A 25,791-nucleotide genomic window follows, 5' to 3' on the forward strand; every position below is an offset into this window, starting at 1 on the left:
GCCGGCCTGACCGTGTTCGATCAGGGATTCAGTTGCTTGAGTGCGTGCTTGCCCTGTGACTTGGGTGGCTGCGCCTCGACTCGCTGTCGCAGGTTTTGCAATGCCTGCCAGCGGGCATCGGCAGGGGGCCGCTGGGCGGGTCCTGCGGCATAAAAACCCTGCAAGAAGGCTAGCAAAGCTCCCTCACTCTGCCTGTCGCCGAGATGTTCACTTGACGACAGCGTGCGCTGCCCGGTGGCTCTCCGCAGCCACCGGTACATGGCGTCCAGCCGCGCCGGCTCGCGGGCACACTGCTGCCGGGCCTGGCGCCAGGCGTAACCGGGTGATTCCAGCCAGGCCCGGTGGTGGCGTGCCTGCCAGCGCCGCAGCCACTGCCAGCCGGCCAGCCCCCAGGAGCGTGCGGCCCAGGCCAGCCCCGCCAGCAGCAACACCAGCAATGCCAGCAGCACGCCATGGCTGGCGATGCTGACCTGTGCGCCCTGGCCCAGCGCGCGCAAGTCTTCGCGCAGGGAGAACGGCTCCTGGTAGCTGCCCTCGCCTGCTTCTAGGTCCACGGCGGGCACCGAGGCCGTGCGCGCCTGGCCAGTGGTGGCGTCCCACCAGCGCACGTCGATGGCTGGCAGCTGGTAGCGGCCTGCTTCACCCACAACATAAGTGACGCTGTCCTCGCGCTGGCCGCCCAGTGTGCCTCCGCGCCCGTCACTCAACGGTGTCACGCTGGGCGTCTGCACGTAGCGCTTTAGCCCCTTGACCTGGGCAAGGGTCGGAGGCGGAATGAGCATTGCCTGGCCACCCCGAGCGATGATGTACACCTTGCGGGTAAGGCTGTCGCCTGCGCGCAAAGGCGTGTGCGAACGCTCCACGGTCTGGCTGACCTCCACCGCCTGCGCGACCAGCCGTTGCTCGCCGCCGTTGCCAGCGCCGCCCCTCACCGTGAACGACAAGGGCGGGCTTCGTACCGTCTGCGCTCCCGTGCCCTGGCCCGGGTGCACACGGAACGTCAGCGTCGGGATACTGAACGGCTGGGCCACCGTTGGGGTGATCTGGTAGCTGTAGCGCAGGCCAAAGAAGGTTTTGCCATCGATCTGCTGGTTCAGGTGCCGAGCCTCGCCACCGGGCGGGCCGACCACAGCACCGGGCAACTGCAGCACCGGCAACTCGGGCGGTGCGGTGAACCAAGTGTCGACCAACAGGTCCACCTCCAGGTTGACCGTGCCCCCCACCATGATCGCGCTGTCCGGCACGAGGCGCGCCTGCACCCGCACTTCGGGTTCGGCAGCCCCGGCCAACCCGGCCAGGCAGGCGAGCAACAGCACGGCAAGGCGTGTCATGGCGCCTCCGGGGCGGCCGTTTGCCGTGCGGACTGCTGAATCGAGAACTTGCGCTTGAGAAACTGCGCTGGCGACGTGGTCAGGTTGTTCAACCACACCTGGTCGGACGCCGCCTGTGGCGTCTTCTGCTGCTGTTGCTGTCCGCCCACGGTCGGTGTCTGGTCTTCGACCACCTTGTCGGCTTTCTCGTCGGGCGTGCCGGCTTTTTGCTGATCCTCGTAATCCTTTTGCAACGCTTGCGCCAACGCCAGGTTGGCCTTGGCTTCAGCAAAGTCCGGCTGCAGGCGCAACGCCTGCTGGTAGGCCGCTATGGCCGGGTCGAACTTGAACAGCCGCACGTAGCTATTGCCTTGGTAGAACCAGGCAGGTGCCGTGTCCAGCTTGCCCAGAATGGCCAGCGCTGCCTGGAAATCCGCGGCCTGGTAGGCCGCGACGCCTTTCCAGTAAGGATCGTGAAAGTGCGCGGCGGCCTGTGGGTAGTGACCGTGCTCGAACGCCCAGCGCCCTTGCTGATCAGCAGTGAAGAAGGCATCGAGCAGAATGCCGGCACGAGCAGGCTCAGCCCCGCTCCCCAGCAGCAACGCCAGCAGCAGGCCGGGTAACCAGTTCACCCGCCAGCCGCGACGCACGCTGAAGAGGCCGATCAGCAGCAGCGGCCAGCACAGCCAGTAGCCGGCATCCTTCCAGTGCACCTGCCCGCCATCGGCGCTGGCGGCCTTGAAGTGGCGCTGGGCGTGCAACTCGACCCAATCCAGGTCATCGTCGCCCAGTGTAAGGCTGCCCAAAGGTGCGCTGGCGGCCTTGGCCAAGCCCTTGAGGCCTTGCTCGTCGAAATCGCCCTGTACAGGCCGGCCTTCGGCGTCGAGCCGGGGCATGCCCTGGGCGGAGCGTAGCGGGCCGGTGGACTGGCTGCCGACCGCCAGCACCAGCACCTGCAGCGGCGTGCCGCCCAGGCGCTTATCGATGGCGTCGAACTGGCTGGGGTCGGCGCCGTCGGTCAGCAGTACCAAGGTGCCTGGGGTCTTTTCCGCATCCAGCAGTTTGAGCGCCTGATCGATTACGCCCAGTACATCCTTACCGGGCGTGCTCATCAGGTCAGTGCTCAATGCCTGGATGAAGGTGTCGAGCAGACCAGGGTCCTCCGTTGTCGGCAGCACCAGATGGGCACTGCCGGCGTAAGCGATCAGCCCAGTGCGCGCCCCGCCACGGCGCATCACCAAGTCGTGCAGGGTGTGGCGTGCGGCAGCCAGGCGGCTGGGCGGTACATCGTCGGCATCCATCGAAGGCGACAGGTCGAGCGCCAGAATCAGCGGCGCGCGGTCATCGAGAAAGTCCGGCGTGTCCTGCTGCCAGGTCGGCCCGGCGGCAGCCAGTGCCGCCAGCACCAGCATGGCTCCCAGCCCGTGCACCGGGCGCAGGCGACGTGGGTCCGCCGGGGTGATCATCAAGTGCTGCACCAGGTGCGGGGCGATGACGCCGTTCAATTGCCGCCGCAGGTCGTGGCGGCGCAGCCACAGTAACGGCAGCAGCACGCCGGGCAAGATCAGCAGCAGCCACCACGGGCGCAGGAAATGGAAAGCGGCCAGGTCGATGGTCATGCCTTGACCCCCGGGCGTCGTGCCCACGCCAGCGCCAACAGGTGGCTCGCCAGCAACGCAACAGCCGCCGCACCCAACGGCCACACGAACAGGTCGCGCTTGGGCTGATGGCTGTACGTCTGCACCTTGTGCGGCGTCAGCCGGTCAAGGGTGGCGTACACCTGTTGCAGCGCCTGGCGGTCGCCGGCACGGAAGAACTGGCCGCCTGTGGTGCGGGAGATGGCCTGCAAGGTGGCGAGGTCGACCTTGGCATCGCCGGTGCTCTGCGGGTCGCCGATACCGATGGTATGTACCACGACGCCGTTGGCCTGAGCCAAGTGGGCTGCATGTTCGGGGGTGATTGCGCTGCTGGTGTCGTTGCCGTCGGTCAGCAGGATCAGTACTTTTTCCTGCTCCTTGGTGTTTTCCAGAGCTTTGATGGTCAGGCCAATGGCATCGCCCAGCGCGGTGTTGGGTCCGGCCATGCCGATACCGACCTCATCGAGCAGCAGCAACAGGCTGGCATGATCGAGGGTAAGCGGCGCCTGGGGATATGCGCCGGTGCCGAACACGATCAAGCCGATGCGGTCGTCTTTGCGCCGGGCAATGAAGTCACGCACCACCGCCTTGACCACGCTCAGGCGGTCGGTCTTCTGGCCGTCTGCATTGCTGTAGTCAGTGGCCTCCATCGACTGGGAGATGTCGATGGCCAGCATCAGGTCGCGGATCGGTTGTACACGCTGGATGGGTTTTTCCACCAGCACCGGCCGGGCACAGGCGGCCACCAGCAAACACCACACCAGCACATTGAGCAGCAGTTGCGCACGCCCGCCACCCACACTGGCCTGCCCCGGCTGCTTGCCGACGGCGCGGCTCATGGCCGCGAAAAACGGCACGCGCAAGGCGCTGCGGCCTTCCTGGTACGGGGCCAGTAACCGATAAGCCAGCCACGCCAGCGGCAGCAGCAGAAACGCCCAGGGGTAATCAAACTGCCACATGGTGCCCCTCGATCCAGCGGCGACTGGCACTGAACAGCGCGCTCGCCTGCTGCGCATCCAGTGCCCGCACGGCGGCATCGGGGGCATAGGCCAGCGTGTGCAGGGCATCGGCGAAGTTGGCCGGCAACGGCTGGGGCGCGCGCAGGTCAAGAAAGGCTTGCCAGGACGCACCGGACAGGCTGGCCGCCGTAGGCGCAGCCGGCATCGACAAGGCCACGCGCTTGAGCAGTTCGGGCAGCTCGCGCAGGGCAGCCAGGCGCTGTTCACCCTGGCTCGCGGCCAGCGCATCGAGCCGGGCCAGCGCCTCGCGCCGGTATTGGTCACGCCGCCACTGGCGCCAGCGCAACGCCGCCCACAGGCTGACCAGCGCTAGCAGCAAAATGGCGAGTGCCAACCAGGCCCAGGTCTGCGGCAGATAGCTGAACGGCGGCACTCCGGGAGTCAGTTCGCGAAGCTGGTCGATGGACGGCGCAGTGTTCATCGGGGCACCTGGGCCAGGCGACCCAGCTCACGACGCAACTGGTCAAGGCTGTCGTCGCCGGTGCTGATCAACATCAGCGGAACCTGGCTGCGGCGCAGCAGGTCGGCCACATCTTGCAAGCGCCCGGCCAGAAATTCGCCCAAGGGTTGGTTGATCCGCCGCTGGCCAACCTCCAGCTCCACCTGCACAGAGCCCTGGGTGACGTTCAGGCGGCCCTTGTCCGGCACCTGCAGGGCGATCGGGTCGAACACCTGAATCGCGATCACATCATTGTGCTGGCTCAGCTGGCGCAACAACGGCAAGGTCTCGGGCGTGATGCCGGCAAAATCGCTGATGATGCAGATCAGGTGGTCGTGACCGGCACTGGCAGCGCAGCTGCGCAGCACCTTGTCCAGCTGGGCATCGTTTTCCTGGTCGGCGGTATAGGCGGACAACCGGTGGTTGGCCTTGATCACCGCACTGCACAACGCCTCGACCCGCGCCCGGCTGCGCAGCGGTCGAACATACTGCACCTGCCGGCCGTCAAAGACCATGCCGCCCACGCGGTCACCGGCATGTAAGGCCATCCAGGCACAGATCGCCGCCAGCTGCGCGGCGCTGACCGATTTGAAGTAGCGCCGGGAGCCGAAGTACATGCTCATGCGCTGATCCACCAACACCAGGGTGGGCCGGTCGCGCTCCTCGGTGAAGGTGCGCACGAACGGTTTGCCATAGCGCAGTGATGCCCGCCAGTCGAGGTGGCGCAAGTCGTCGCCGGGCAGGTAATGGCGCAGCTCGTCAAAACTCAACCCACGCCCGCGCAGGCGCGAGGCGTGGTTGCCGGAGAGGATGCTCGACAGCGGCTGGCGGGCCACGAAGCTCAGGCCCCGAGCACGCGCCTCCAACGCCATGAGCTCGGCGAGCGAGGCATACACGAAGCCGTCTGCAACTACCTTGTTGGAATCCATAGGCATGTCCGTCAGGCGGGAATCGCCACCTTATCCAGCAACCGATCGATGACCTGGTCGGCAACCACTCCATCGGTGACCGCGTCGTAGGAAAGCTGCAAGCGGTGGCGCAGCACCGGATGCACCACCGCACGCACGTTGTCGGGCGACACGAAATCCTGGCCTTGCAGCCAGGCGTGGGCGCGCGACACCCGGTCAAGGCTGATGCCGCCACGCGGGCTGGCACCGATCCTGATCCAGCGCGCCAGGTCAGGGTCGTAGTCATCCGGGTGCCGCGTGGCGTTGACCAGGTCGATCAGGTAGCGGTCGATGGCCTCGGACACATGCACCTGCGCCACCTCGCGGCGGGCGTCGAAAATCACCTGCTGTGCCAGCCGCGCCGGTTGTGCGGCTGCCTCGTGGCTGGCCTGGTCCTCTTCCCGCACCAGACGCAACACCTGGGTTTCGTCCTCAGGGCGCGGGTAGTCGAGTTGCAGCTTCATCAAGAAGCGGTCCATCTGCGCTTCGGGCAGAGGGTAGGTGCCCTCTTGCTCGATCGGGTTCTGGGTAGCCAGCACCATGAACAGCCCGGGCATCGGGTAGCTTTGCCCGGCCACAGTGATCTGGCGCTCTTCCATGGCTTCGAGCAAGGCCGCCTGGACCTTGGCCGGAGCGCGGTTGATTTCGTCGGCGAGGATGACGTTGCCGAACAGCGGGCCGGGTTGAAAGCTGATTTTGTTGCCTTCAGCTGTCTGCTGCAGGATCTCGCCGCCGGTGATGTCCGAGGGCAGCAGGTCCGGCGTGAACTGGATGCGCCGCATCTGCGCCTCGAGGTGTGTGGCCAGGGCCTTGACCGTGCGGGTTTTGGCCAGTCCTGGCAGGCTTTCGAGCAGCACATGGCCGTTGGCGAGCAGGCCCAGCAGGACATGGCGAATGGTTTCGGCCTGGCCGAGAACTTTTTCGGCGACCGATGCTTCCAGGGCCTGGAGGTATTCGTGGGTATTCACAGGCGCGATCCTTGGATGGGTTGCCGGTCTGGTAAATCCTAGTCGCGCACCGGGTGGGTGCAATGGCTGTCGTGAAGAGAGAATGGGAGGTTCGATGCTAAGATACGTCGCATCTGTGATATCGAGCGCCGCGCGCGGCGTTCGATATCACAGGTGACACACCCATAACGCTGGACACATTCAGCGGCCTTGCTTCCAATACGGCTCAATCGCCTGCAACCGCGGATCTTCCGGCGCCACTTCGCGCATCCGCTGGACATACGGAAACGCCTGCTCACGCTCGCCAGCTAGCGCATGCAGGTAGATCAGCGTGTACAGCAAATCCGCATTCTCCGGCGCTTGTTCCAATCCGCTGCGCAATGCCACCAACGCCTCATCGCGACGGTTCATACGCGACAACAGCAACCCCTGGTTGTAACGGATGCGCGAATTGCCCGGCAGCGCCACGGCAGCCTTTTCCATCCAGCCGACGGCCTCATCCGGTTTGTTGCGCTCCACCAGCAACAGCGCCAGCATGTAGGCCAGGTTGCCGTGGTCGGCCTCGGGCATCTTCTCCAGTGCCACGCCATCACGCAGCAACTGCTCAGCTTTGTCCAGCCGCTGGGCGCTGCTTTCCAGGGTCACCAGGTTGACCCTGGCAGGGAGGAAATACGGGTCCATCTTCAGGGCCTGCCGGTACTCTTGCATGGCCTGCTCGTCGCGCCCCTGGCGCTGCAGCAGCACGGCCAGGTTGAGCCGCCCGCCGGGCAGGTCGGCGTTGCTGCGCAGGCGCTGCTCATACTCGGCAAGCAGTGGCGCGAACGTGGCTGGCAGTTGCGCCGCCGGCACATCGGCCAACGCCCGCACGGCTTCGTCACGCACCGCCCGGTCAGGGTCTTCAAGCAACGGCAGCAGTGGCTTCAGGCGCTGCTCGGCTGGCAGGCTGGTAAAACCGCCGACCGCATAGGCGCGCACCACGGCGTCCTTGTCCTGCAGGGCCCAGCGCAGGTTGCTGGAGGCAGCGGGGCCAATGTCGGCCAGCTGGTCGGCGGCGGTCGCGCGCACGATGGCCGGGTTGCTCTTGTCGGCCAACACGTACCCCAAGCGACTCAAGGCTGTGGACGGGTCCTGGCGCACCCCGTGGAAGGCCTGGCCATAGTGGACCGGGCGTTTGGGCGTACCGAACCAGCCCTCGATGGCAGTGGCGGCCCAGGCCGGCTTCTGGTCCTGATGGCAGGTGGTGCAGGCGTCGGGGCCGGTATCAGCCAAGTCGGGGCGCGGAATGCGGATGCTGTGGTCGCGGCGGGGGTCTATCACCATGTAGTTCTTGGTCGGCATGTGGCAGTTCATGCACTGCGCACCGGACGAGCCGACCACGTGGTGATGATGTTCCGGGCTGTCGTAGTCCTTGGCTTGCAGGCCGGCGAAGCGAGCGGTATTGGGCTGGGTGTTATGGCATTGCGTGCACAGGCCGTTGCCTTCGATACGTACCTTGGTGGTGTGCGGGTTGTGGCAGTCGGTGCAGGCAACCCCGGCCGCGTACATCTTGCTTTGGCTGAACGAGCCGAATTCGTATACCTCGCCGTCGATCTGTCCGGCGTCATGATACAGGCCGGTACGCAGCGTGGCGGGCAAACTCTGGTCCAGTTGCGGGTGACCCGGCAGCTGGCCGGTGCCCAGCCCTTGGCGTCGGCTGTGGCAATAGGCGCACTGCTCGACCTGGCCCTTGCTGCCCAACGCTTTGAAGTCCACGGCCAAACCTTGCGCCGGCGAGGCGCCAGGGTGCTCCTTTGCCCAATCTACGTGGGCCTGGCCTGGCCCGTGGCAGCCTTGGCAACCGACATTCTGCTCCTGCCAGGTACTGGCGAAGCTGTCTTTTTTGTCGTCATAGTTCTTGGCCAGAGCGGTGGAATGGCAGTCCGCGCACATGCCGTTCCAGTTCTGGTAGCGGCCGGTCCAGTGCAGAGGGTCGTCAGGGGCGAAGCGTTGCCCCGGGTACAGCGAGAACCAGCGCTGCCCACCCTGTGCGGCCGGACGGCTGTCCCAGGCCAGGGTCAGGGCCTGCAGCCGCCCCCTCGACAACGCCACCAGATATTGCTGCAACGGTTCGAAGCCAAAGGTGTAGAGCACGCGAAAGTCGGCCGGCTTGCCATCTTCGCCCTCGATGTTGACGTAATAGCCGTCACCTTTGCGGAAAAAACGGGCTTTGACGCCGGCCTCGTCGAAGCGCGCATTGTCGAAATTGCCGAGCACGTTGGCTGCCGTGGGCTCGCGCAATGCCCAGGCATGGTCGGAATGCTCCCATTGGCTGGCCTGATCGGCATGACAACCCAGGCAACTTCCGACATCGGCATAACCCTCGCGCTCGCTGGCCTGGCGCGGCAATTGCCCCTCGGCAATCGCCAGCGCAGGGCTGCCCAGCAGCAAGCCCAAAAGGCAGGTGCGCAGCAGCGCCATGAACCACATCCTTGCAGGTACAACTTGCATTATCACGTCGCTCCAGCCTCGGCCCCCGATGCAGCGTAGTACACCCGACGCAGGCTGCGCGCAGTTGGGCTAGAGCACCGCCCGGAAATCAATTCAATAGGTTTTTCAGTAAATGCCCAAGGAAATTGAGCGGCATGACATAAAAAGCCTGGCACGGGATATCAAACAGACCATGGAGCAGCAATCAGGCTCATATTTGGCTATCGAGAAGTAGCCAAATAGAATGCGACCGAGGCCAGAACAGATTGTCGACTCTATGAACAGGTAGCCAATAGTGACTCGGCTGCTTTCAACCCAGCGGACTTTAAATAGGGTCCGATAATTTCCAGCCTGCGCCCCTTAGGAACCTTCCCCAGATTTAGCAGGTTTCGGCGGCAGCGGTCCAAAGAACATGCTCTTCAGTCGGTCACGACCAATGACTCTTGCCAGTTCTGCGATGACGCAATACATGAAAATCAGGGTCATGAGTAGGATCTGTATGGCCCAAAAGCGTGGCCAGTTCATCGAGGACCACAGCAGGGCATTTGCATCGATGAAGCTAGGAGCTTCCTTCCAGAAGTCGTACAGCCGCTCCAGGTAATGCACCACAAGTGCGACTAAGGCATACATGAGGGACTTCCAGCTGACATTCCATAGCAGCGGTTTATCAGGGAAACGGTTGATAAATGGCAGCATGTCTGCAACCAGAACAGACTTTCCTAGAACCAGAGATGCAAACAATACCGATGCTGAAACGGGAAGGTCCACCCCTGACCCCTTGATCATGAGCGAGCGAATCAAGGCCACGATGTGCAGAATGATGAAGAAAAATAAGGTAGGGGGAAGCGCCTTCATAAATTCATGTTTGATCTTCAGCAGAAACGTATTCATGGTCGCTCCTTCACGAAGTGAAACGCTTCATTAGGCTGCGGACAGAGTCAGTGGGTGAGACAGTAACCTCACTGCGACCAGGACCAGCCATTCACTTTCCGAGAAATTCTCGAAGTTTAGTCAAGAATCGGAGACTTGAAGCGGTTTGTACGAAGCTCCGCTTATGAAAGATTTCTTGCGAAAAAACGGTATCGGCGCCCCTCTAAGATAACGTCTTGCGGGAGTAATGGTGTCTTCTAAAGTACTGAGATCCGGTTACGGCTTCCGCTTCCATTCAAAACCTGAAAGTGTCGTGAAAAGAGAATCACCGACGCCCGACGGCGATCTTCAACCTGTCTACTCTGCTTCATACTGCGCATCAATGCCCGCTGGTAGTTGCCCTAAACGGTACAGCGCTTCAGTCACAAGGAGCGTCTGATGGAATCGCTGCACAGACGGCGCCGCTCGGCGGTCGTGTTGTTCTGCACTTCTTGCTTGTTCGGCAACGCTGCCTGGGCCGGTGGCATTCTGATCTATGAAGCCGGCCAGGAGGGCAACGGCCTGGCCAATGCCGGTTCCGCCGCCCTGGCCAACGATCCCAGCGTACTGATGACCAACCCCGCCGGCATCACCCAGCTCCAGGGTACGCAGATCAGTGCCAACGCCCAGGTCATCCTCGGCGACCTGGGTTTTTCCCGCGACAGCGGCAACCAGTTCGGCGGCAACGAAGGCGGCAATGCACTGCAATACCTGCCCGGTGCCAGCCTGTTCATCAGTCATCAGCTCGACGACCGTTCAGCCATCGGCTTTGGCATGTACGGCAACTTTGGCCTGGCCCTGGACTACGACGATGATTGGGCGGGCCGCTACTTCACCCAGGAAGCGGCAGTGATCGGCGTGTCGTTGCAACCCACATGGGCCTATGCATTCACCGATGACCTGTCGATCGGTGTCGGGCCACGCATCATGGTCGGTTACTACCGGACCGAAATGGCCATCAACAACAATCTGCTGGGGCTGGCCGACCGGCCGGACGGCCAGCTGGAGTACAAAGACACCGACGTTGGAGTGGGCGTCAACCTGGGGCTGCTGTACCAGGTCGATGCCCGCACCCGTGTAGGCCTGGCCTACACCAGCAAGGTCAAGCTGGAGTTCGAGGACAAACCCCACCTCAAGGACATCAACAACCCATTGCTCAACGTCGCCCTGCGCCGCCTCGACGTGGATTCGCTTGAGCTCGATCTCAATGTGCCACAGACCGTGACCTTCAGCGTCGCCCATGAACTGGACGACCAGTGGACCCTGCTCGGTAGCCTCAACTGGCAGGACTGGAGCGACTTCGGCGATGTCGGCGTGGAGGTCGACAGCAACGCGGGCGGCACCAGTCGCACCGTCGACCGCCGATACAAGGACACCTGGCACGCCTCGCTGGGCGCCCAGTACCAGGCCACGCCGAACTGGCGCTGGAGCATGGGGCTGGGCTACGACAGCTCGGCAGTGGACGATGACGACCGTACCGTCGATAACCCTATGGGCGAGACGTGGCGGCTGGCCGCCGGGGTCAATTATCAGGTCGACGACGGGCTAGACCTGCACCTGGCTTACACCCTGGTCTGGCTCGGCGACATGGACGTCGAGCAGACCAAGGCTCGCTCCGGCACGACACTGTCCGGCAGCTATGACAACAGCGCCCTGCACATCATCGGCGGTGGCGCCACCTGGCGCTTCTGAGATGTCAGGCAGTGGCGACCGATCATCGTGAGGAAGGAGAAGCTGCATGAACACCCGGACATTGGCCGCATCGCTGTGCCTTGCAACGCTCATGCTGCAAGGTTGCGCCAGCAAGTACGTGGAGTCCGACCAGTACTCGGGCTTTCTCAAGGACTACAGCGTGCTCAAGGAAGACAAGTCGCCTACGGGCGCACCGGTGATGCGCTGGATCAAGCCGGGTGTCGACGCCAAGCGCTATCGCAGCGTCTACATCGAGCCAAGCCAGCTCTACCCCAAGCCGCAACCTACCGAGAACGTACCGCAGTCGACCTTGCAGGGCATCACCCAGTATTACGACCAGACCCTGAAAAACCACTTCTCGCAAGTGCTGCCGCTGGCCACCAGCCCTGGCCCGAACGTGCTGGTGGTGCGCCCCGCCATCACCGCCGTCACGGCCAAGACCAAGAGCCTGCGTCCGTATGAAGTGATCCCGATTGCGCTGGTGGCGGCTGGCATCAGCACCGCCACCGGCATCCGCGATCAGGACACCAGCATCGCAACCGAAGCGGCATTCCTCGACGGTGACACCAATCAAGTGGTGGCCGAAGTGGTGCGCAAAGGTGCCGGTACCGAACTGGACAACATGTCGCAAAAGATGGAAGCCAAAGACGCAAAAGCCGTACTCGATGGCTGGGCCAAGGACATGGTCAGCTCCTTCCAGGCCTTGAGGAAGTAGGCCACTTCCCTTCAGCGTGAGTCGGATCTGCGCAGGAGTGCGCGGGTTCACCACTCTTTATCTGACGAGGCGCGATTCCATGGACAGCATTCGCGGCAGCGCTTTGGTGCAATTTGACCAGCTATTGGCGGAACACGGTGCAGCGCAGCGGGACTTCCTGGCCCCGTTGAACATTGACCTGGACGTGGTCGGCAACTACGGCAAGCGCTTGCCCTACTTGAGCCTGGTGCAACTATTCGAGGGCAGCGCGCACGCCCTGAGCCTGCCACGCTTCGGCCTGGAACTGGCATTGCGCCAGGGTTCGACCCTGGTCGGCCCATTACGCCACCTGGCCAACTCCGCCCCCACCGTGGGCCATGCCCTGGTTGCCGTAATCCGATATATGCGCCACTACAGCCCAGCTATCCACTTCCGCCTGGAACACCGCGCCGGGCAGGCCATGCTGTATTTCGACAATGGCCTGCCTGGGTCAGAACAGACCCCACAGATCATCGAGAAATCGGTGATGGGCGCACTGTTGCTGATCGGCGAACTACGCGGCACGCCGTTGCGCCCACGGAGCGTGACCTTACGCCACGTCGCCCTAGGCGACGCTATGGGCTACACGCGCTATTTCGACTGCCCGGTGCTGTTCAGCCAGGCCCACAACTGCCTGGTGATGGACGCTGATGTATTGCAGGAAGCCTGCGTGCACTATGATGCCGACCTGCATGCAATTGTCCGCCACTTCCTGGAGAACGAGGCCAGCCCTTGCGACAGCCTGCAGGCTTCAGTTGAGCGTACTATCCAGATGCTACTGCCTGCCCAGCGTTGTACCCTGGAGCAGGTGGCGATGACTTTGAATATCAACACACGTACTCTGCAACGGCATCTGGCTAGCGACGGCATTGAATTCGAGGCTTATCTGGACAGCACCCGCCGCCACCAGGCACAGCAGATGCTGCGCAAGACCACCCTGACCGTGGGACAGATCGCCAATGAGCTAGGTTATCGCCGAACTACCTCATTCTGCCGGGCGCATTTGCGCTGGTTCGACATGACGCCGCTAGAGCATCGGCGTTTATATGGTGATCCGGTGATTTCTGCTTTTTGAATAGCCCTTGGCTGACCTCATCGGTGACAACCCAAACAAACGCTGGCATCGGCATAGCCCTCGCGGACAACCGCCTGCGCAAGCTGAGCCTGTGCCGAGGCTACCGCGGCCCGGACTAGTGCATTCAGTGCCGCGAACGCATATAGACCCAGAGCCCCATCGCGATCACGGCCAGTGCGATCAGCACGCCCTCGCGCCGCAGCAGGTGCCAGGGCAAGCGCCCGAGTCTGGCCTTGACCGCCCGTGCAACCCGGTCCCAGATCGCCAGCTTGCCGCCGCGCAGCACGGCATTGGTGAAATACAGGGTGCCCAGGAACACCAGCGCAGGGCCGCACCAGCGCAACCAGGTCACATTGCCGGCCCAGGCCAGGGCCAGCCCCGCTGGCACCAGGGCGGGCAATACATGGCGCAGCAGCAACAGTCCAGCGCCTTGCCGGTACAGGCGATGCGGCAACAGCCAGCGGCTCAGCGGCACATCGATCGACGCCATGGGCAATACCACCATCGACACCAGACGGTAGAGCTTCATGCCCAGGAACAACACACCCGGCACGAACAGGGGGATGACCAGCATGGCGGCCAGGTCGCCCTTGGTTTTCGTGTAGGTGATCAGCGAAGGCAGGATCACCAGCGACAGAGCCAGCCAGAGGAACACGAACACGGGTCGATAGCTGACCGCCGGCAACCAGTCCCGCCAGTTGTCCAGCGGCGTCAATCCCAACCGCTCCGGCAGGTCGGGGTGCTGATCCTCGATGGCGTGCGCGAACTGGGTGAAACGCTGCCAGTCGTGGCCACTGAAGCCGTCGGCCATGATCCGGCGTTTGCTGTCGCTCATTGGCGCGAGCAGCAAGGCGGCAGGTTGGCCGAGAACCTTGTCGTCGCGGTGCCTGGCCAGTTCGTTGCGCAGGTTTTCCTCCATCGCGTGCAATTCGCAGCGGTGGATGAAGCGGTCCCAACGCCAGTAGTCGCACGGCAGGTTGCCCTGGGCTTCGTCCCAGCCCATCGCCTGGCAGACGCCCTCGAAGAATGCCGGCGACCAGGGCGCGTCGGACTCGAGCAAGGCCAGCACGCACTGCTCGAACTGCTCGCGGCGCTCGAACGGCAGCAGCCAGTCGCTGGCCAACCACAGGCGCAGCGCATCCATGACCTGGCGCTCCTTGCCCTCGGCCAACCAGGTGTGCAGTTGCTCCAGGGGCGGCTCCGGCGGGCATTCGGCAAGCGCCGGCTCGAGCAACTGTGCGGGAGTGCCAGGCATGGCGAATGGCGCGCTCGGTTCGCTGTCCGGCAGCGTCGCATCGGTGACTGGCACGACGTGCTCGACTTGCTCACGCCAGCGCGCCTCTTCCAGCGAGGTCTCGTAGGCTTCACGCAGGCGTTGGAAGGCCTCCGGGTCTTCGTCCGGACGGTATTGCTTGAGCAGGCGCGCATAGGCGCGCTTGATGCTGCGTTGGTCGGCATCCGGGGTGAGTTCGAGCATTTGCCAATGGCTCATGACAATTCAGACCTCGCCTTCGAACTGTGCCAGGCGCTCGTTGATGTCGCTGCGCGCCTTGCGAATCTGGTGTTCGTCCTGGGTGTCGAGCATCTGCTGGAAGTAACTGGCCAATGCACCGACATGCTCACGGCTCTCGCCAAGGCTTTCCTGGTACAAGCGGTCGAGCCGGGCCAGCAGCAAGGTATTGATCTGCTGGTCGCGGGGGTGCACTTTCAGCGCTTCGAGGGCGGCCAGGCGTTGGGCGATTTCTTCCGGCGGTAGCACGCCTGGGTTGTTCTCGATCACCAGGCGGCGGGTTTCGCCGTTGATCGGCAGGTGCACCTGGGCTTCGAGCAGGCCGTTGTTGTCGTAGGTGAAGCGCACGTCCAGCGAAACTTCGCCGGCCTTGAGCGGAGGCACCGGGATCTCCAGCTCACCGAGAAAGATGTTGTTGCTGACCATCCGGCTTTCGCCCTGGTAGATCTCCACTTTCACCAGCTTCTGGTTGTCGTGCAGGGTGGACACGATACGCGAACGGCTGACCGGTACTACGGAGTTGCGCTCGATGATCGGCAGGTAATGGCCGCTCTGGAAGCCGCTGCCCTGCTGCACCGCCGTCTCGATGCCGAGGGTGTAGGGGCAGACATCGGTGAGCACCACTTCTTCGAGCGAGGCATGCCGGGCCTGCAGCGCTGCCTGGGCGGCGGCGCCCTGGGCGACCACCTGGTCCGGGTTGAGCTGCATCGAGGGGATACGCCCGAACAGCGAGGCGACCAGCTTACGCACCAGTGGCATGCGCGTGGTGCCGCCGACCAGGAGGATTTCATCCAGATCCGCGACTTTGATGCGAGCATCACGCATGGCCCGCTCGATCGGCGCGCGCAGACGCTCGAGCAGAGGCCGCACGATCTCCGCCAGCTCGCCCTGGGTCACCTCCACGGCCCACTCACGGGCCTGTTCGCGCAGGGTGAAGCGTTCGCTCGACGCCTGCCCCAGGGCGTGGCGCACCCGCTGGGCCTCGCGGCGCAGGCGCTGAGCGATGGCGGGCTGAGTCGTGTCGGGAAGGTCGGCGGCGCCGACCTTGGCGATGAAATGAGCGACGATAAGGTCATCGAAGTCCTCACCGCCGAGGAAGTTGTCGCCGGCGCTGGCGCGGATTTCCATGACGCCGTCGAACAGTTCGAGGATGGAGACATCGAAGGTGCCCCCGCCCAGGTCGAACACCAGAAAGTTGGCTTCGCGACGCTGCTCGAGCCCATAGGCCAAGGCGGCGGCGGTGGGTTCGTTGACCAGTTTCTCCACCTTGAGCCCGGCCAGCTCGCCGGCGATGCGGGTGGCCTTGCGCTGAGCATCGCTGAAATAGGCCGGAACGCTGATCACCGCTTCGTGCACTGGCTGGCCGAGGGCACGTTCGGCATCGGCCTTGAGGCTGCGCAGCAGCATTGCCGAGAGTTCTTCGGCGCGGTAGGCACGGTTGCCGAGCTGGGTTTCCCGGGCGCTGCCCATGTAGCGTTTGAACAGCGAGGTGGTGAGGTGCGGATGGGTGTGCAGGCGTTCGCGGGCGATATCGCCGACGACCAATTGGCCCTGGTCATCCAGGCCTACGATGCTCGGTGTCAGGCGCTCGCCCAAGGCATTGGGGATTATTCGGGCACTGTCCCCTTCCCAGACGGCCACGAGGCTGTTGGTGGTGCCCAAGTCGATACCGATGATCACTATCACTCTTCCTTAAATGATGCGGCAAAGCAGTTGAACGCGGCGGATGGCTGACCTGCGCCTCAGCTGAACACCCACAGCACGCGGGTGGGCTTGTCGGTGAGATTGGCGTAGCGGAAACGCGCGTGGGGTTGCAGCTGGAAGCTGTCGCTGGCGCATAGCGTAACGGGCTCGCCATCATCGAGCCAGACCGTCAGTTCGCCTTCGAGCACGAAGCAGCCTTGTTCCGAGCTGTCGTCCAGGTATTCCTCGCCACTGCTGGCGCCGGGTTCGAGGTGGCTGTCGAGCATCGAGAAGGCGCCGGTGATGGTGGGCGACGCCAATACATCGGTGATGCCGCAGGCCAGGTGCAAGGTCCGGCGCTCGTGCGGCCGGGTGACCCAGTCGAGCTCGCGGGGCTTTTCGAGCTTGTAGAAATAGGCCGTGGAGACACCGAGTGCTTCACTGATGGCCGTGAGGTCGGCTACGGTCGGGCGAGACACACCGCGTTCCACCTGGGACAAGAAGCCCACCGAGCGGCCGATGCGCTGGGCCAGTTCGCCCAGGGTGAAGCCTTTGAATTTGCGCAGGTCGCGAATCAATACGGCCAGGCCTTCGATCTCTTCGTGCACTTTCATAGTGAATCGTGACTGGGGATTTGGAGGTCTGGAAGGTACAGGATTCGTGGCATAAAGCAACAGGGTTCGGGGAATACGCGAGCGCTGCTGCGCCGCGCATTGCGGGCGAGTCGATGCCCTCAGGGCCGTGGCGAGTGGTAACGAGCGAGCAACGCCTTGACCTCAGCGCCGCCATCGCTCTGGCCTGCCAATACGCGTCTTAACAGTGCAGCGATATCGGCCATGTCCCGGGGCTCCAGTCCCAACCGGGTCAACACCTGCGTCCCCAACCGCAACGCATGCTCCCCTGGCCGCGAAGGGTCAGCGCAGGTGCCGACGACGATACCGCTGCGCTCGAGCTGTTGCATCACGGCGCGAGGGTCAGCAGCATGGCCAAGCGCAATCAACAGCTGATGCGTAGCCTGCTGAGCGGTAGCGCCCACCATCACTGGCAAGCCTTGATCACGCAATGCCTCGGCCAACGCCACGGTGTTGCGGATGATACGCCGGGCATAGTCCACCCCGCCCAGCTTCACTTCGTCGAGCAACTGCACCAGGCATGGCAGGCGACCCGCGTCGTAATTGGCGAGAAAGGCACGGTCGAGCAATGACCTGAGCTTGGCCCCATGCTCAGGCTCACGCCCCAGGACCAAACCTTGCGGCAGTCCTGGCAACGTCTTGTAGGTCGACGTGGTGATGATGTCGACACCCGCCTCGAAGGGGTTGGGAAACACCTTGCCGGCGATCAACCCGGACACATGCGACGCATCGAAAATCGTCAACGCGCCCACGGCCTGGGCGGCTCGCACGACCTCGTCGATGTCATCCGGCGCCAGCAGAACACTGCGCCCCAGCATCACCAGCTTCGGCTGACGTTGCAGCACCAACGCTGCCGCACGCCGGCCATCGAGCTGACAGCCCTGGGTATCGAACGGCAGATCCTCGACGCGCAACCCCGCCAGCTCCGGCGTGCCGCCCCGGCGCTGGCTCAGATGCCCGCCGTGGGCTGCGGACGGCGCAAGCAGCAGATCGCCAGGCGCCGCGAAACTGTGAAACACCGCAAGGTTGGCCAATGTGCAACTGGGTAGCCGCACCTGCGCCCAAGCCGCGCCGAACACATCGCAGGCCAGGGCTTCGACCCGATGCTCGAGGCGAGAAACCAGAGCGGTATCGGGCTGTTCCTTGAAAAAGCTCGGTCCCATCGCCGGATAGGCACTCAACCCGGGCGCATAGGCCGCAATCACCTCGGCACTGGGCAAGTTGGCGCCGGCATACAGCACCAACCGCTCCTCGCTGAGTTGCCGGGTGCGCTCGCGCGCCGCGGCCATCAATGCTTCATCGTTCTGCGCCCTAGCCATGCATCCCCCATCTAGCGCGTGTGGGCCGCCTGCTCGGTGGCCATCAGCAACAGCACCGCATCGCGTTTCTCCAGCAGGTGGTGGCGCAGAATCGCGCCTAGACGCTTGCCGTCGCGGGCCTCCAAGGCCTCGATCATTTCTTCGTGATCGTGCACGGCGCGATCCCATTTGGGTGGCAGATGGTTGGAGCGGAACCGGAACGCCTGCAGCCGCGCGTTCAACTGCTGGTACTGCTGGCTGAGCAGGCGATTGCGCGCAGCGAGGTTGATGCGCTCATGAATGGCGTGGTTGAGCTTGTAGTAACCGGCCAAATCGTCCTGGTTGCGGCACACCACCATCGCATAGTGCATGGCCTTGATCTCGGCCAGCTCTTCAACGGTGATGCGCTCGCAGGCCAGCTCGCCGGAAAACGCCTCCAGGCCACTCATCAGCTCGAATGCCTCACGCATCTCGACCTCGGACAGACGCGCGACGCTGGCACCGCGATTCGGCTCGATGTCGATCAGGCGTTCGGCGGCCAGCACCTTGAGCGCTTCGCGCAGCGGCGTGCGGGAAATGCCCAAGTGTTCGCACAGCTCGCGTTCGTTGAGCTTCTGCCCAGGCTCCAGTACGCCTTCGGTGATGAACGTGCGCAGGTGCTCTACCACGGTGTCATGCAGCCGCTGACGCTCGACTTTCGGCAGGACGCGCTCCGCTGCTGGCGCCGCTAAAGAATCTGAATATTGCATACAAAATCCCCCATCAGACTCGGCAATCATAGTCCAAAGCCTTGCAATACGGCCATTGGCAGGCTGCAGAAATAGACATTTGACGGTCTCTGAGCCGCTGCTATTGTATATTGCATTCAAAATACAAAAACAAAATGGAGGTATCCATGCTCAAGCTCGACTTCCACCCTGCCGGTCGCCACTTCCTGCAGATACCCGGACCCAGCCCAGTGCCGGATCGCATTCTCCGGGCCATGAGCTACCCCACCATCGACCATCGCGGACCGGAGTTCGGCGAACTTGGTCTGAAGGTGCTCGACGGCATCAAGCAAATCTTCAAGACCGTACACCCGGTGATCATCTACCCGGCATCAGGGACTGGCGCCTGGGAAGCAGCGTTGTGCAACACCCTCAGTGCCGGCGATGAAGTGCTGATGTTCGAAACCGGCCATTTCGCCACGCTGTGGCAGAAGATGGCGGTCAACCTGGGCCTCAAGCCGCAGTTCATCGGCAGGCCCGGGATCGAAGGATGGCGCGCAGGCGTCGACGCCGCGATGATCGAGGACTACCTGCGCGCCGACAGCGCCCGGCGCATCAAGGCGGTATGCGTGGTGCACAACGAAACCAGCACGGGGGTGACGTCGGATATCGCTGCCGTGCGCAAAGCCATCGATGCAGCCGGCCACCCTGCTCTGCTGCTGGTCGACACCATTTCCGGCCTGGCCTCGGCGGACTACCGCCATGACGAATGGGGCGTGGATGTCACGGTGTCCGGCTCGCAGAAGGGCCTGATGCTGCCGCCAGGCATCAGCTTCAATGCCCTGTCACCCAAGGCCATCGCCGCCAGTAAGCAAGCCAAGCTGCCGCGCAGCTTCTGGGGCTGGGATGAAATCATCGAGATGAACAAGACCGGTTACTGGCCCTATACCCCCAACACCAACCTGCTGTACGGCTTGGCCGAAGCCCTGGACATGATCCTCGGCGAAGGCCTGGACAACGTCTTCAGCCGCCACCAGCGTCTCGCCCAAGCCTGTCGCGCCGCCGTCAACGCCTGGGGGCTGGACATTCAGTGCGCCGACCCGCAGGTGTACAGCCCGGTGCTCACTGGCGTCATGACGCCGGAAGGGGTCGACGCCGACGCTGTGCGCAAGGTGATCTACGAGCGCTTCGACATGTCGCTGGGCACGGGCCTTGGCAAGATGAAAGGCCGGATGTTCCGCATCGGCCACCTCGGCGACTGTAACGACTTGACGCTGATGGCCACCCTAAGTGGCTGCGAAATGGGCCTGCAACTGGCAGGCGTGAAGCTGCAGGCCAGCGGTGTGCTGGCTGCGATGGACTACCTGGGAGGGCAATCGGTGCCATTACGGCGCCAATGACCGACACACCGCGGTGAAGCAGCACTGCGGCAACCGCCGCAGTGCCATGAACGACTGACTATCCCGAATCCTCGCGTTGTCGGCGAGCACAATAAGAAACTGGAGATAGAACATGAAGTCTTTACGTCTGCGCCCCACCACCGTGGTGCTGTGCATGCTCTGCGCCATGTACTTCATCACTTACCTGGACCGAGTCAACGTCAGTACTGCCGCCGTCGGCTTCGGCCCGGAGTTCGGCCTGAGCAAGACTGAAATCGGCATCGTCTTTTCTGCCTTCGCCTACCCCTACCTGGTCTTTCAAATCATCGGCGGCTGGGTCAGCGACCGTTTCGGCGCCAAGCGCACCCTGGTGTTCTGCGGCATCCTCTGGGCTGCGGCAACCGTCATGACCGGTCTTGCAGGCGGTTTCATTTCACTGATCATCGCCCGCATCCTGCTCGGACTCGGCGAGGGCGCGACTTTTCCGGCGGCCACCGCCGCCATGTCGCGCTGGGTGCCCAAGGAAAAGCGCGGCTTCGCCCAAGGCATCACCCACGCCTTCGCCCGCCTGGGCAATGCCCTGGCCCCTGCCGCGATGATCGCCATCATGGCCGCCTACGGCTGGCGCGAATCGTTCTATGTCTGCGCCGTGATCAGTTTCGTCTGGGTCGGCCTGTGGGCGCTGGTGTTCACCGACTCGCCGAAACGCCATCCGCGGATCTCGCAAGCGGAACTGGACGCACTGCCTGTGGCCAAGGCCAAGAACAAGAATCCCTTGCCCTGGGGGCGCCTGTTCAGACGCATGGCGCCGGTGACCATCGTGTATTTCTGCTATGGCTGGACACTCTGGCTGCTGCTGAGTTGGGTACCGATGTACTTCATGAACCTAGGCCTGGACCTCAAGGGCACGGCGATCTTTTCCTCGGCGGTGTTCTTTGGCGGGGTGGTCGGCGATACGCTGGGCGGTATCGTCAGCGACCGCATCTATGCCAAGACAGGCAACCTCAACAAGGCCCGCAGCCGGATGGTCGCCATCTGCCTGAGCCTGACCTTGCTGTCCCTGCTGCCGCTGATGTTCACCACCGACATGCACGTCTCCCTGGCCTGCCTGGCCATCGGCTTCTTCTTCTCGGAAATGACCATCGGCCCGATGTGGGCCATTCCCATGGACATCGCCCCCGACCATTCCGGCACGGCGAGCGGCATGATGAACACCGGCTCAGCCATGGCCGCGATCATCAGCCCGGTGGCGGCCGGCATGCTGATCGACACCTTCGACAATTGGCAACTGCCGTTCCTGGTGAGCATCATCCTGTTGGCGATCGGCGTCGTGCTGTCTTTCCGTATGAAGCCGCAGAACCGGTTCGAGTACGCGAAGCCGCCAGTGGTACCTGCCAGCGATGCACACCCCTCCCCGGCCATTGGCAAATAACGCACCGAGCCCGCGCGTCAGGCGCGGGCATCAGATAAAGGAGCGATACCTTGAATACAGCAGTCAATTCCACGCGCCTGGCGCAGTTGATCGTCGAGGCACAGCGCCAGGGCGTTGCCTTGGGAGAGCTCGACGAGGCGCTGCAGCCAAGGGATTTCAATGCGGCCTACCAGACTCAGCAAGCCATCTTCGAGCTGCGCGGCATCAAGCCAGGCGGCTGGAAGGTCGGCTCGAAATCCCACACCGGGCCGATCCAGGGCTCGCCCTTGCCCGCTGAGTGCATCCACACCCAGGCCCGCACGTTCAATCGGGTCGACTACGCTCCCGCCGTGCTGGAGCTGGAAATCGCATTTCGTTTCAACCGCGACTTCGCGCCGCAAGACCAGGACTACAGCGACGAGCAGGTGCACGCAGGCATCGGCGAGATGGCCGCTGCCGTGGAAATCGTCGCGAGCCGTTTTGCCGCCTGGCCGAAGGTCGAGCCTCTGACCCAGTTGGCCGACCTGCTCAACCATGGCGCGCTGGTGGTCGGTGCTTTCGTGCCATACCGGGAGGACTTCCCCTTCGCCCAACCGTCGCTCGAGTTCCTGTTCAACGACCACAGCATCGTGCCGGGGACTGCCGCGAACCCAGCGGGCGATCCGCGACGGTTGCTGCCGTGGCTGGTCAATCACCACACGCGCCAGGGGCTCACCTTGGCAAAGGGCCTGGTGATCACCACCGGTTCGTTCACCGGCATGTACGCTGCGCAGACTTCAGGCAAGGTGGTTGGCATGATCGAGGGTTTGCCAGCGGTGAAGCTCGATATTCAATAAGCCACCCAGGCACCTGCTGAAATGGACCGGGATACGGCGCCACACACCAGTCGTGTGGCGCCGTTTGCTATCAGGCGGGGACGTAGTCGCGGTATTTCGGCTCCCAGAACGTGGCCTCGATCGCCTCACGCAACGCCGCCTCATCCTGCTGCGGCGCAACGCCTTCGGCACATGCCTCCAGGGCCACGGCCAGGGCGATATCCTTGCTCACTCGCTGGACCTCGTTCATCGGCGGCAGCATCTCGCCAGCCTGCGCGCTGTCGGCCAGCGCCCTGGCCGAGGCCATCAGCATGCGCTCGGTGACCCGGCGCGCCTTGCTGGCGATCACCCCCAAGCCGACGCCAGGGAAGATATACGAGTTGTTGCACTGGGCGATGCGGAAGCTGCGCCCGTTCACTTCGACCGGCTGGAACGGGCTGCCGGTGGCCACCAGCGCCTGGCAGTCGGTCCAGCGCAGGATATCGGCCGGATGCGCCTCGATCTGCGAGGTCGGGTTCGACAGCGGCATGATGATCGGCCTGGAACAGCCTTGGTACAGCGTGGTGATGACTTCCTCGGTGAACAGCCCGGCCTTGCCCGACACACCGATCAACACCGTCGGCCTGGCATTGGCCACCACTTCCTGCAGGTTTGGCCAATCGCCCTGGTAGCGCCACTGGGCCAATGACGCAGTGGTGTGCGAGAGGCGTGTCTGGAAGTCGTACAGCCCCTGCTGGTGGTCGGTGAGCAGGCCTTTGCTGTTGAGCAGGAATACCTGGCTACGGGCCTGTGCGTCGCTCAGGCCTTCCTCCACCATGGCCTGGATGATCTGCTCGGCAATGCCGCAACCTGCAGAACCTGCACCGACGAAGGCAATGGTCTGCTTCGACAGCGGCTCGCCCTTGATCCTGCAGGCTGCCAGCAAGGTGCCGACGGTGACTGCGGCGGTTCCCTGGATGTCGTCGTTGAAACAGCACACCTTGTCGCGATAGCGCGCCAACAACGGCATGGCCGTGGTCAGGGCGAAGTCTTCGAACTGCAGCAGGGCATCGGGCCAGCGTTTCTGCACGGCATCGACGAAGGCCTGGAGAAACGCATCGTAGTCCGCGCCGCGAACCCGAGGTTGCTTGAGGCCGAAGTACTCCGGATCGTCGAGCAGTGTGCTGTTGCCAGTGCCGACGTCGAGCACCACCGGCAACGTGTAGGCCGGGCTGATGCCACCGCAGGCGGTGTACAACGACAGCTTGCCGATCGGGATACCCATGCCGCCCACGCCCTGATCGCCGAGCCCGAGAATGCGCTCGCAGTCACTGACGACGATGACTTTGACCTTGTCCTTGGTGACGTTATTGAGGATCTCGTCGATGCGATCACGATCATCGTACGAGATGAACACACCGCGGTAGCTGCGGTAGATGCGGGAAAATTCCTGACAAGCCTTGCCGACGGTGGGGGTGTAGATGATCGGCAGCATCTCTTCGAGATGGGTTTCCACCAGCTTGTAGAACAGGGTTTCGTTACGATCCTGGACCGAGCGCAGGTACACGTGTTTTTCCAGGTTGCCTGGGGCTTCGCTGAATTGCCGGTAACACCTGGCCACCTGTTGCTCCAGCGTTTCGACGTGGGCCGGAAGCAGGCCGAGCAGGTGCAACTGCTCACGCTCAATGGCCGAGAAGGCAGTACCTTTGTTCAACAATGACGTTTCCAGCAGCGTGGGGCCGCGAAACTTGACGGGCAACGGACGACGTACTGACGGCATGGAAGTGGCCTCGTTTGCTTGTTGTATTTTGCATTCAATATACCAAGCGGGCGCGTGATTGCAATCAAGCGCCGGCAGGGTTCCAGTATCCCGCTGTGTTGTAGACCTCTTTAAGGTAGTCGACGAAAAACCGCACCTTGGCCGGCAGGTGACGCTGTTGCGGCCACACTGCCTGGATGTCGTAATCTGGCAACGCGAACTCGTCGAGGACCGTCACCAACGTTCCCTGGTCGAGCGCTGCCTGGATTTCCCAGGTCGAGCGCCAGCCGATGCCGACGCCTTGCTGCATCCATGAGGCGAGCAGTTCACCATCGTTGCAGGCCAGGTTGCCGCTGACCTTCATCGCCACTGGGCGGCCATCGCGCATGAAGGTCCAGCCACGTTGCTGGCCACCTTGCAGGGTGAAGGCCAGGCAGTTGTGCTCAGCCAGGTCTTCGAGGGTGCGCGGGCGACCGTGACGAGCGAAATATTCCGGGGTGCCGCACACCACGCGACGATTGGGGAACAACTTGACCGCCACGTAGTTGGGATCGCGGATCTCGCCGATGCGGATGCTCAAGTCATAGCCTTCGCTGACCAGGTCCACCACGCTGTCGGTGAGGTTGAAGGCCAGCTTCACATGGGGATAGCGCTGCTGGAACGCCAAGGCATGAGGCGCGACATGCATGCGCCCGAACGCCGCAGGTGCCGAGATCTGCAGGCTGCCTTTGACCAACGACGAGCTGCTGCAGATCGCCGCTTCCAGGTCATCGAATTCGAGCAGCACCTGCCTGGCCCGCTCCAGCAGCTGTTCGCCCAGGGCGGTCAGTTTCAGGCCCCGGGTGGAGCGGTGCATGAGTTTCACGCCCAAACGTTTTTCCAGGCTGTCGAGGCGTCTGCCCATGACCACCGGCGTCACGCCTTCAACCAGCGCGGCAGCGGCGAAGCTGCCCTTCTGCGCCACCTGGACGAAGCTTTGCAACTCAACGTATCGCCCCATTCCATACCTCAAGTATCGACAGAATCTAATTTACTGGCCTTCAACAGGATCGCTCGCTGCTCCATGCTGCCACTCAATAAGAAAAATATCGACTACATGACAGGAGATCACCATGGCAAAGATGAGAGCAATCGATGCAGCCGTTCTGGTCATGCGCCGTGAAGGCGTAGAGACTGCGTTCGGCATTCCTGGGGCTGCCATCAACCCGCTGTACTCGGCCCTGAAGAAAGTCGGTGGCATCGATCACGTCCTCGCTCGCCACGTCGAAGGTGCCTCGCACATGGCCGAGGGCTACACCCGCGCCAATCCCGGCAACATCGGCGTGTGCATCGGTACCTCCGGCCCAGCCGGTACCGACATGGTCACTGGCCTGTACAGCGCCTCGGCCGACTCCATCCCGATCCTCTGCATCACCGGCCAGGCTCCGCGCGCTCGTCTGCACAA

At 63.2% G+C, this 25,791-nt stretch carries 22 protein-coding genes; 7 read left to right on the forward strand and 15 right to left on the reverse strand.

The window, feature by feature from the left end; translation table 11 throughout:
- Nucleotides 1-20: 20 nt before the first annotated feature.
- From KY379_RS24665 to KY379_RS24700, 8 genes are all read right to left on the reverse strand, one after another.
- Nucleotides 21-1,331 carry a hypothetical protein gene (locus KY379_RS24665; RefSeq protein WP_261241890.1) on the reverse strand — a complete coding sequence of 437 codons (1,311 nt, stop codon included), beginning with the start codon at nucleotides 1,329-1,331 and terminating at the stop codon, nucleotides 21-23.
- Entirely contained in the window at nucleotides 1,328-2,929 is a 1,602-nt protein-coding gene (locus KY379_RS24670; RefSeq protein WP_133327160.1) for a VWA domain-containing protein, read from the reverse strand. Before KY379_RS24670 ends, KY379_RS24665 begins: the two co-directional genes overlap by 4 nt.
- Nucleotides 2,926-3,906: a vWA domain-containing protein gene (locus tag KY379_RS24675; RefSeq protein ID WP_133327161.1), complete on the reverse strand. Its 981-nt coding sequence runs from the start codon at nucleotides 3,904-3,906 to the stop codon at nucleotides 2,926-2,928. The genes KY379_RS24670 and KY379_RS24675 overlap by 4 nt, the downstream gene beginning before the upstream one ends.
- Nucleotides 3,893-4,387, reverse strand: a complete 495-nt coding sequence (locus KY379_RS24680) for a DUF4381 domain-containing protein (RefSeq protein WP_133327163.1) — start codon at nucleotides 4,385-4,387, stop codon at nucleotides 3,893-3,895. The genes KY379_RS24675 and KY379_RS24680 overlap by 14 nt, the downstream gene beginning before the upstream one ends.
- Nucleotides 4,384-5,334, reverse strand: coding sequence for a DUF58 domain-containing protein (locus tag KY379_RS24685; protein WP_261241889.1), 951 nt, complete (start codon nucleotides 5,332-5,334; stop codon nucleotides 4,384-4,386). The genes KY379_RS24680 and KY379_RS24685 overlap by 4 nt, the downstream gene beginning before the upstream one ends.
- 11 nt (nucleotides 5,335-5,345) lie before the next feature.
- On the reverse strand, nucleotides 5,346-6,320 hold the full coding sequence (locus tag KY379_RS24690) for an AAA family ATPase (RefSeq protein ID WP_261241888.1): 975 nt from the start codon (nucleotides 6,318-6,320) through the stop codon (nucleotides 5,346-5,348).
- A gap of 180 nt (nucleotides 6,321-6,500) precedes the next feature.
- The gene (locus tag KY379_RS24695) at nucleotides 6,501-8,756 is read right to left on the reverse strand and encodes a tetratricopeptide repeat protein (RefSeq protein ID WP_261241887.1); all 2,256 of its coding nucleotides are present in this window, start codon (nucleotides 8,754-8,756) and stop codon (nucleotides 6,501-6,503) included.
- Between the two features lie 369 nt (nucleotides 8,757-9,125).
- Complete coding sequence (locus KY379_RS24700; RefSeq protein ID WP_133327177.1) at nucleotides 9,126-9,656, reverse strand: hypothetical protein; 531 nt, start codon at nucleotides 9,654-9,656, stop codon at nucleotides 9,126-9,128.
- Between the two features lie 417 nt (nucleotides 9,657-10,073).
- On the opposite strand from KY379_RS24700, the gene KY379_RS24705 reads away from it, so the two are divergent.
- From KY379_RS24705 to KY379_RS24715, 3 genes are all read left to right on the forward strand, one after another.
- On the forward strand, nucleotides 10,074-11,366 hold the full coding sequence (locus KY379_RS24705) for an OmpP1/FadL family transporter (RefSeq protein WP_133327179.1): 1,293 nt from the start codon (nucleotides 10,074-10,076) through the stop codon (nucleotides 11,364-11,366).
- 46 nt (nucleotides 11,367-11,412) lie between these two features.
- The gene (locus tag KY379_RS24710; protein ID WP_133327181.1) at nucleotides 11,413-12,081 is read left to right on the forward strand and encodes a DUF3313 domain-containing protein; all 669 of its coding nucleotides are present in this window, start codon (nucleotides 11,413-11,415) and stop codon (nucleotides 12,079-12,081) included.
- A 79-nt stretch (nucleotides 12,082-12,160) separates the two neighbouring features.
- Complete coding sequence (locus KY379_RS24715) at nucleotides 12,161-13,174, forward strand: AraC family transcriptional regulator (protein ID WP_261241886.1); 1,014 nt, start codon at nucleotides 12,161-12,163, stop codon at nucleotides 13,172-13,174.
- Between the two features lie 124 nt (nucleotides 13,175-13,298).
- Here the strand turns inward: KY379_RS24715 and KY379_RS24720 are convergent, their stop codons facing one another.
- From KY379_RS24720 to KY379_RS24740, 5 genes are all read right to left on the reverse strand, one after another.
- Nucleotides 13,299-14,666 carry a J domain-containing protein gene (locus KY379_RS24720; protein WP_261241885.1) on the reverse strand — a complete coding sequence of 456 codons (1,368 nt, stop codon included), beginning with the start codon at nucleotides 14,664-14,666 and terminating at the stop codon, nucleotides 13,299-13,301.
- A gap of 6 nt (nucleotides 14,667-14,672) precedes the next feature.
- A complete protein-coding gene (locus KY379_RS24725) occupies nucleotides 14,673-16,364 on the reverse strand; it encodes a molecular chaperone HscC (protein ID WP_133327187.1) in 1,692 nt (563 codons plus the stop codon).
- A 62-nt stretch (nucleotides 16,365-16,426) separates the two neighbouring features.
- Nucleotides 16,427-16,981: a helix-turn-helix domain-containing protein gene (locus KY379_RS24730; RefSeq protein ID WP_261241881.1), complete on the reverse strand. Its 555-nt coding sequence runs from the start codon at nucleotides 16,979-16,981 to the stop codon at nucleotides 16,427-16,429.
- 119 nt (nucleotides 16,982-17,100) lie between these two features.
- Nucleotides 17,101-18,318 carry a glycine hydroxymethyltransferase gene (locus KY379_RS24735; protein WP_261241880.1) on the reverse strand — a complete coding sequence of 406 codons (1,218 nt, stop codon included), beginning with the start codon at nucleotides 18,316-18,318 and terminating at the stop codon, nucleotides 17,101-17,103.
- 11 nt (nucleotides 18,319-18,329) lie between these two features.
- On the reverse strand, nucleotides 18,330-19,046 hold the full coding sequence (locus tag KY379_RS24740; RefSeq protein ID WP_261241879.1) for a GntR family transcriptional regulator: 717 nt from the start codon (nucleotides 19,044-19,046) through the stop codon (nucleotides 18,330-18,332).
- A gap of 146 nt (nucleotides 19,047-19,192) precedes the next feature.
- Between KY379_RS24740 and KY379_RS24745 the strand changes: the two genes are divergently transcribed.
- The 3 genes from KY379_RS24745 (at nucleotide 19,193) to KY379_RS24755 (ending at nucleotide 22,630) form a co-directional block, all read left to right on the forward strand.
- On the forward strand, nucleotides 19,193-20,404 hold the full coding sequence (locus KY379_RS24745; protein WP_133327194.1) for a pyridoxal-phosphate-dependent aminotransferase family protein: 1,212 nt from the start codon (nucleotides 19,193-19,195) through the stop codon (nucleotides 20,402-20,404).
- A gap of 112 nt (nucleotides 20,405-20,516) precedes the next feature.
- On the forward strand, nucleotides 20,517-21,815 hold the full coding sequence (locus KY379_RS24750) for an MFS transporter (RefSeq protein WP_133327196.1): 1,299 nt from the start codon (nucleotides 20,517-20,519) through the stop codon (nucleotides 21,813-21,815).
- Nucleotides 21,816-21,865: 50 nt separating this feature from the next.
- Nucleotides 21,866-22,630: a 2-keto-4-pentenoate hydratase gene (locus tag KY379_RS24755; protein WP_261241878.1), complete on the forward strand. Its 765-nt coding sequence runs from the start codon at nucleotides 21,866-21,868 to the stop codon at nucleotides 22,628-22,630.
- Between the two features lie 70 nt (nucleotides 22,631-22,700).
- Here the strand turns inward: KY379_RS24755 and KY379_RS24760 are convergent, their stop codons facing one another.
- Both KY379_RS24760 and KY379_RS24765 read right to left on the reverse strand, forming a co-directional pair.
- Nucleotides 22,701-24,368 (reverse strand): NAD-dependent malic enzyme, encoded by a 1,668-nt coding sequence (locus KY379_RS24760; RefSeq protein ID WP_133327200.1) that lies wholly within the window; start codon nucleotides 24,366-24,368, stop codon nucleotides 22,701-22,703.
- Between the two features lie 64 nt (nucleotides 24,369-24,432).
- Complete coding sequence (locus tag KY379_RS24765; RefSeq protein WP_133327202.1) at nucleotides 24,433-25,347, reverse strand: LysR family transcriptional regulator; 915 nt, start codon at nucleotides 25,345-25,347, stop codon at nucleotides 24,433-24,435.
- A gap of 112 nt (nucleotides 25,348-25,459) precedes the next feature.
- On the opposite strand from KY379_RS24765, the gene KY379_RS24770 reads away from it, so the two are divergent.
- A partial coding sequence (locus KY379_RS24770; RefSeq protein WP_261241877.1) for a thiamine pyrophosphate-binding protein occupies nucleotides 25,460-25,791 on the forward strand: 332 nt, incomplete at its 3' end.

It is taken from the genome of Pseudomonas sp. HD6422, assembly GCF_025377065.1.
GTDB lineage: Bacteria > Pseudomonadota > Gammaproteobacteria > Pseudomonadales > Pseudomonadaceae > Aquipseudomonas > Aquipseudomonas putida_U.